At 66.0% G+C, this 6,821-nt stretch carries 5 protein-coding genes; all 5 read left to right on the top strand.

All coding sequences use genetic code 11. The features are described from left to right. On the top strand, nucleotides 1-385 hold a 385-nt coding region (locus YU1_RS0112520; RefSeq protein WP_029004370.1), incomplete at its 5' end, for a hypothetical protein. Between the two features lie 81 nt (nucleotides 386-466). After that, nucleotides 467-1,969, top strand: coding sequence for a nitrogenase molybdenum-iron protein alpha chain (nifD, locus tag YU1_RS0112515; protein WP_029004369.1), 1,503 nt, complete (start codon nucleotides 467-469; stop codon nucleotides 1,967-1,969). 79 nt (nucleotides 1,970-2,048) lie between these two features. Further along, a complete protein-coding gene (gene nifK, locus YU1_RS0112510) occupies nucleotides 2,049-3,608 on the top strand; it encodes a nitrogenase molybdenum-iron protein subunit beta (RefSeq protein ID WP_029004368.1) in 1,560 nt (519 codons plus the stop codon). Nucleotides 3,609-3,755: 147 nt separating this feature from the next. After that, on the top strand, nucleotides 3,756-5,438 hold the full coding sequence (gene nifE, locus YU1_RS0112505; RefSeq protein ID WP_029004367.1) for a nitrogenase iron-molybdenum cofactor biosynthesis protein NifE: 1,683 nt from the start codon (nucleotides 3,756-3,758) through the stop codon (nucleotides 5,436-5,438). 4 nt (nucleotides 5,439-5,442) lie between these two features. After that, nucleotides 5,443-6,813: a nitrogenase iron-molybdenum cofactor biosynthesis protein NifN gene (nifN, locus tag YU1_RS0112500; protein WP_029004366.1), complete on the top strand. Its 1,371-nt coding sequence runs from the start codon at nucleotides 5,443-5,445 to the stop codon at nucleotides 6,811-6,813. Nucleotides 6,814-6,821 lie beyond the last annotated feature (8 nt).

The raw sequence follows: 6,821 nt of genomic DNA, 5'->3' as shown, positions 1-6,821 counted from the left end.
TCTCAAATACGCCAATTCCGGCGGCGTGCGCCTGGGCGGGCTGGTCTGCAACGAGCGCCAGACCGACAAGGAACTGGAACTGGCCGAGGCTCTCGCCAAGAAGCTCGGCACCCAGCTGATCTATTTCGTGCCGCGCGACAACATCGTCCAGCACGCCGAGCTGCGCCGCATGACCGTGCTGGAATACGCCCCGGACAGCGTCCAGGCCCAGCACTACCGCACGCTCGCCCAGCGCGTTCACGGCAATGGCGGCAAGGGCATCATCCCGACCCCCATCACCATGGACGAGCTCGAGGACATGCTCATGGAGCACGGCATCATGAAGGCCGTCGACGAGAGCCAGGTCGGCAAGAGCGCAGCCGACCTCGCCGCAATGTCGGCCTGATCCAAGGAGGGCGGCTGGCCCCTCCCTTCCCGGGGAGGGGCCGGACGTCAAGAAGGAAACGGAATAAACGAGGATAAAGCCATGAGCGTGTCACAGACGCAGAGCATTGAGGAAATCAAGGCTCGCAACAAGGAACTGATCGCCGAGGTCCTCCAGGTCTATCCGGAGAAGACCGCCAAGCGTCGCGCCAAGCACCTCAATGTCCATGAGGCCGGCAAGTCCGATTGCGGCGTGAAGTCCAACCTCAAGTCCGTGCCCGGCGTGATGACGATCCGCGGCTGCGCCTACGCCGGTTCCAAGGGCGTGGTGTGGGGTCCGATCAAGGACATGATCCACATCAGCCACGGCCCGGTCGGCTGCGGCCAGTACAGCTGGGCCGCCCGCCGCAACTACTATATCGGCACCACCGGCATCGACACCTTCGTGACGATGCAGTTCACCTCCGACTTCCAGGAGAAGGACATCGTCTTCGGCGGCGACAAGAAGCTCGCCAAGATCATGGACGAGATCCAGGAACTCTTCCCGCTCAACAACGGCATCACTGTCCAGTCCGAATGCCCCATCGGCCTCATCGGCGACGACATCGAGGCGGTGTCGAAGTCGAAGTCGAAGGAGTATGACGGCAAGACCATCGTGCCGGTGCGCTGCGAGGGCTTCCGCGGCGTGTCCCAGTCGCTGGGCCACCACATCGCCAACGACGCGGTGCGCGACTGGATCTTCGACAAGCTCGACCCGAACGCGCCCCCGCGCTTCGAGCCGACCGACTATGACGTCGCCATCATCGGCGACTACAACATCGGCGGCGATGCCTGGTCCTCGCGCATCCTGCTGGAGGAGATGGGCCTGCGCGTGATCGCCCAGTGGTCCGGCGACGGCTCGCTGGCGGAGCTGGAGGCCACCCCGAAGGCCAAGCTCAACGTGCTGCACTGCTACCGCTCGATGAACTACATCTCGCGGCACATGGAAGAGAAGTACGGCATCCCGTGGTGCGAGTACAACTTCTTCGGCCCCTCCAAGATCGCGGAATCGCTGCGCAAGATCGCCAGCTTCTTCGACGACAAGATCAAGGACGGCGCCGAGCGCGTCATCGCCAAGTACCAGCCGCTGATGGACGCGGTGATCGCCAAGTTCCGGCCGCGCCTCGAAGGCAAGACGGTGATGCTGTTCGTGGGCGGCCTGCGCCCCCGCCACGTCATCGGCGCCTATGAGGACCTCGGCATGGAGGTGGTCGGCACCGGCTACGAGTTCGGCCATAACGACGACTACCAGCGCACCGCCCAGCACTATGTGAAGGACGGCACGCTGATCTATGACGACGTGACCGGCTACGAGTTCGAGAAGTTCGTCGAGAAGGTCCAGCCGGACCTGGTCGGCTCGGGCATCAAGGAAAAGTACGTCTTCCAGAAGATGGGCGTGCCGTTCCGCCAGATGCATTCCTGGGACTATTCCGGCCCCTACCACGGCTATGACGGTTTCGCGATCTTCGCGCGCGACATGGACATGGCCATCAACTCCCCGGTCTGGAAGATGGCGAAGGCGCCCTGGAAGGCTGCGCCCAAGCCCACCCTTCTGGCCGCCGAATAAGCGCACCGCCGGCCCGGCCCCCGCCGCGCGCGGGGGCCGGGAGGCGCGATCCGTTCAGACATCCGGAAGGACAGCCACGATGACACAGAATGCCGAACACGTGCTCGATCACTTCGAGCTATTCCGCGGCCCGGAATACCAGCAGATGCTGGCGAACAAGAAGAAGATGTTCGAAAACCCCCGCGATCCGGCCGAAGTGGAGCGCGTTCGGGAATGGGCCAAGACGCCTGAATATCGCGAGCTGAACTTCGCCCGCGAGGCGCTGACCGTGAACCCGGCCAAGGCCTGCCAGCCGCTCGGCGCGGTGTTCGTGGCGGTCGGCTTCGAGGGCACCATTCCCTTCGTGCACGGCTCGCAGGGCTGCGTGGCGTATTATCGCTCGCACTTCTCCCGCCACTTCAAGGAGCCCACCTCCTGCGTGTCCTCGTCCATGACGGAAGACGCGGCGGTGTTCGGCGGCCTCAACAACATGATCGACGGCCTGGCGAACACCTACGCCATGTACAAGCCGAAGATGATCGCCGTCTCCACCACCTGCATGGCGGAAGTGATCGGCGACGACCTCAACGCCTTCATCAAGACGTCGAAGGAAAAGGGCTCGGTGCCCGAGGAATTCGACGTGCCCTTCGCCCACACCCCGGCCTTCGTCGGCAGCCACATCACCGGCTACGACAACGCCATGAAGGGCGTGCTGGAGCATTTCTGGGACGGCAAGGCCCGCACCGTGCCGGCGCTGGAGCGCGTGCCGAACGAGAGCATCAACTTCCTCGGCGGCTTCGACGGCTACACCGTCGGCAACCTGCGCGAGATCAAGCGCATCTTCGACCTGATGGGCGTGGAATACACCATCCTCGGCGACAATTCCGACGTGTGGGACACCCCCACCGACGGCGAGTTCCGCATGTATGACGGCGGCACCACGCTGGAGGCCGCGGCCAACGCCGTGCACGCCAAGGCCACCTTCTCCATGCAGGAATTCTGCACCGAGAAGACCCTGCCCTTCATCGCCAACCACGGCCAGGAGACGGTCGCCTTCAACCATCCCATCGGGGTGGCCGGCACCGACAAGTTCCTGATGGAAGTGGCCCGCATTACCGGCAAGGAGATCCCCGAGGAGCTGGCCAAGGAACGCGGCCGCCTGGTGGACGCCATCGCCGATTCGAGCGCCCACATCCACGGCAAGAAGTTCGCCATCTACGGCGACCCGGACCTCTGCATGGGCCTTGCCGCCTTCCTGCTGGAGCTCGGCGCGGAACCGACCCACGTGCTGGCCACCAATGGCAACAAGGACTGGGCGGCCAAGATGCAGCAGCTGTTCGACAGCTCGCCGTTCGGCGCCAATTGCCATGCCTATCCCGGCAAGGACCTGTGGCACATGCGCTCGCTGCTGTTCACCGAGCCGGTGGACTTCCTGATCGGCAACACCTACGGCAAGTATCTGGACCGCGACACCGGCACCCCGCTGATCCGCATCGGCTTCCCGATCTTCGACCGTCACCACCACCACCGCCGTCCGGTGTGGGGTTATCAGGGCGGCATGAACGTCCTCATCACCATCCTGGACAAGATCTTCGACGAGATCGACGCCAACACCAACGTCCCGTCCAAGACCGACTACAGCTTCGACATCATCCGCTGAAGCCTTCCCCCCGCCGCGTTCCTCCCCCGGGGGACGCGGCGGGCTCGGCGCGTTCGGCTCCGCCGTGCGCGCCACGTCCGTTTCCTCTGGCGTGACGCCCGCCGGCGCCCACCGTTCCGCCCAACGATCCACGGAAGGGACTGCCCCATGACTTCGCTCTCGGCCACCATCCAGGATGTGTTCAACGAGCCCGGCTGCGGCAAGAACGCCAACAAGTCCGAGGCCGAGCGCAAGAAGGGCTGCACCAAGCAGCTCCAGCCCGGCGGCGCCGCCGGCGGCTGCGCCTTCGACGGCGCCAAGATCGCTTTGCAGCCGCTCACCGATGTCGCCCATCTGGTGCACGGGCCGATCGCCTGCGAAGGCAACAGCTGGGACAATCGCGGCGCCCGCTCCTCCGGCTCCAATCTGTGGCGCACCGGGTTCACCACCGACATCAACGAGACCGACGTGGTGTTCGGCGGCGAGAAGCGCCTGTTCAAGGCGATCCGCGAGATCATCGAGAAATACGACCCGCCGGCGGTCTTCGTCTACCAGACCTGCGTGCCCGCCATGACCGGCGACGACATCAACGCGGTGTGCAAGGCGGCCAAGGAGAAGTTCGGCAAGCCGGTGATCCCGGTCAATTCGCCCGGCTTCGTCGGCCCGAAGAATCTCGGCAACAAGCTCGCGGGCGAGGCCCTGCTGGAGCATGTGATCGGCACCGAGGAGCCGGAGTACACCACGCCTTATGACCTCAACATCATCGGCGAATACAACCTCGCCGGCGAGCTGTGGCAGGTGAAGCCGCTGCTGGACGAATTGGGCATCCGCATCTTCGCCTCCATCTCGGGGGACGGGCGCTACAAGGACGTGGCCTCTTCCCACCGCGCCAAGGCGGCGATGATGGTGTGCTCCAAGGCCATGATCAACGTCGCCCGCAAGATGGAGGAGCGCTACGGCATCCCCTTCTTCGAGGGCTCGTTCTACGGCATCGAGGATTCCAGCGATTCCCTGCGCGAGATTGCGCGCCTGCTCATCGAGCGCGGCGCCCCGGCCGAGCTGATGGACCGCACCGAAGCCGTGATCGCCCGCGAGGAGGCCAAGGCCTGGGCGGCGATCGCCAAGTACAAGCCGCGCTTCAAGGGCAAGAAGGTGCTGCTGATCACCGGCGGCGTGAAGTCCTGGTCGGTGGTGGCCGCGCTCCAGGAGGCGGGGCTGGAGCTGGTCGGCACCTCGGTCAAGAAGTCCACCAAGGAGGACAAGGAGCGCATCAAGGAATTGATGGGCCAGGACGCCCACATGATCGAGGACATGACGCCGCGCGAAATGTACAAGATGCTGAAGGACGCGAAGGCCGACATCATGCTCTCGGGCGGCCGCTCGCAATTCATCGCGCTCAAGGCGTCCATGCCCTGGCTCGACATCAACCAGGAGCGCCACCACGCCTATATGGGCTATGTGGGCATGGTGAAGCTGGTCGAGGAGATCGACAAGGCGCTCTACAATCCCATGTGGGAGCAGGTGCGCAAGCCCGCCCCCTGGGACCGCGCCGGCGAGAGCTGGCAAGACCGGGCCATGGCCCAGATGGATGCGGAGGCCGCCGCGCTCGCCGCCGATCCGGTGGCGGCGGAGGCCGCCCGGCGGGCCAAGAAGATCTGCCACTGCAAGAGCGTCAGCCTCGGCGCCATCGAGGACGCCATCGCCGCGCAGGGCCTGACCACGGTGGAAGGCGTGCGCCTCGCCACCGATGCCTCCGGCGGCTGCGGCGCCTGCGCGGTGCGGGTGGAGGAGATCCTCGCCAGCGCCGCCGCCGAGCCTGCCCCCATCCCCGCCCTCCAGGCCGCGGAGTAGCCCCATGGCCACCGTCACCACGGGCAAGAAATCCTGCGCGGTCAACCCGCTGAAGATGAGCCAGCCGATCGGCGGCGCGCTCGCCTTCATGGGGCTGCACGGCGCCATGCCTCTGCTGCACGGCTCGCAGGGCTGCACCTCGTTCGGCCTCGTGCTGTTCGTGCGGCACTTCAAGGAGGCCATCCCGATGCAGACCACCGCCATGAGCGAGGTGGCCACCGTGCTCGGCGGCTATGAGAATGTGGAGCAGGCGGTGCTCAACATCCACAAGCGCACCAAGCCGGAGATCATCGGCATCTGCTCCACCGGCGTCACCGAGACCAAGGGCGACGACGTGGAGGGCTACATCAAGCTGATCCGCGAGACCCATCCGGAGGTGGCGGACCTGCCCATGGTCTATGTCTCCACCCCGGACTTCAAGGACGCCTTCCAGGACGGCTGGGAGAAGACCGTGGCGCGCCTCGTCGAGGTGCTGGTGGAGGCGCCGCGCAATCCCGAGCGCCGCGACGCCGCCCGCGTCAACGTGCTGCCCGGCTGCCACCTCACCCCCGGCGATCTCGACGAATTGCGCACCATCATCGAGGATTTCGGCCTGGAGCCCTCCTTCCTGCCGGATCTGGCCGGCTCGCTGGACGGGCACATCCCGGACGAATTCACCCCCACCACCATCGGCGGCATCGGCGTCGACGAGGTGGCGACCATGGGCCAGGCGGCCTGGACCATCGCCATCGGCGCGCAGATGCGCCGCGCCGCCGAGGCCATGGAGAAGAAGGCCGGCGTGCCCTTCCGCCTGTTCGAGCGGCTGTGCGGGCTGGACGCCAATGACGAATTCCTGATGTTCCTCAGCACCATCTCCGGCCGCCCGGTGCCGCTGAAATACCGCCGCCAGCGCGGCCAGCTGGTGGACGCCATGCTGGACGCCCATTTCCACATCGGCGGCCGCAAGCTGGCCATCGGCGCCGAGCCGGACCTGCTGTTCGACCTGTCCTCCATGCTGCACGAGATGGGCGCGCATGTGATGGCCGCCGTCACCACCACCCATTCGCCAGTGCTGGCGCGGGTGGAGACCGGCGACGTGCTGATCGGCGACCTGGAGGATCTGGAGCGCCTCGCCAGGGAGAAGGACTGCGACCTGCTGGTGACGCACTCGCATGGCCGGCAGGCGGCGGAGCGGCTCGCCATCCCGTTCTACCGGGCGGGCATGCCCATGTTCGACCGCCTCGGCGCCGGGCACCAGCTCCAGGTGGGCTATCGCGGCACGCGCGACACCATCTTCACCATCGCCAACCTGCTGATCGCCGACCACGAGGACAATCACGACGCCACGCCCGACACCTGGCGGACCGACGGCGGGCACGCCGCCGCCGTCCACTGATCGGCCCC

Source organism: Azorhizobium doebereinerae UFLA1-100, assembly GCF_000473085.1.
In the GTDB taxonomy this organism is placed as follows: Bacteria; Pseudomonadota; Alphaproteobacteria; order Rhizobiales; family Xanthobacteraceae; genus Azorhizobium; species Azorhizobium doebereinerae.
This window is presented reverse-complemented; position numbering and strand designations above follow the sequence as displayed.

What these genes read in the sequence shown, in the direction of transcription:
- nifD (WP_029004369.1), top strand. Translation starts at nt 467, where the DNA reads ATGAGCGTGTCACAGACGCAGAGCATTGAGGAAATCAAGGCTCGCAAC.
- nifK (WP_029004368.1), top strand. Translation starts at nt 2,049, where the DNA reads ATGACACAGAATGCCGAACACGTGCTCGATCACTTCGAGCTATTCCGC.
- nifE (WP_029004367.1), top strand. Translation starts at nt 3,756, where the DNA reads ATGACTTCGCTCTCGGCCACCATCCAGGATGTGTTCAACGAGCCCGGC.
- nifN (WP_029004366.1), top strand. Translation starts at nt 5,443, where the DNA reads ATGGCCACCGTCACCACGGGCAAGAAATCCTGCGCGGTCAACCCGCTG.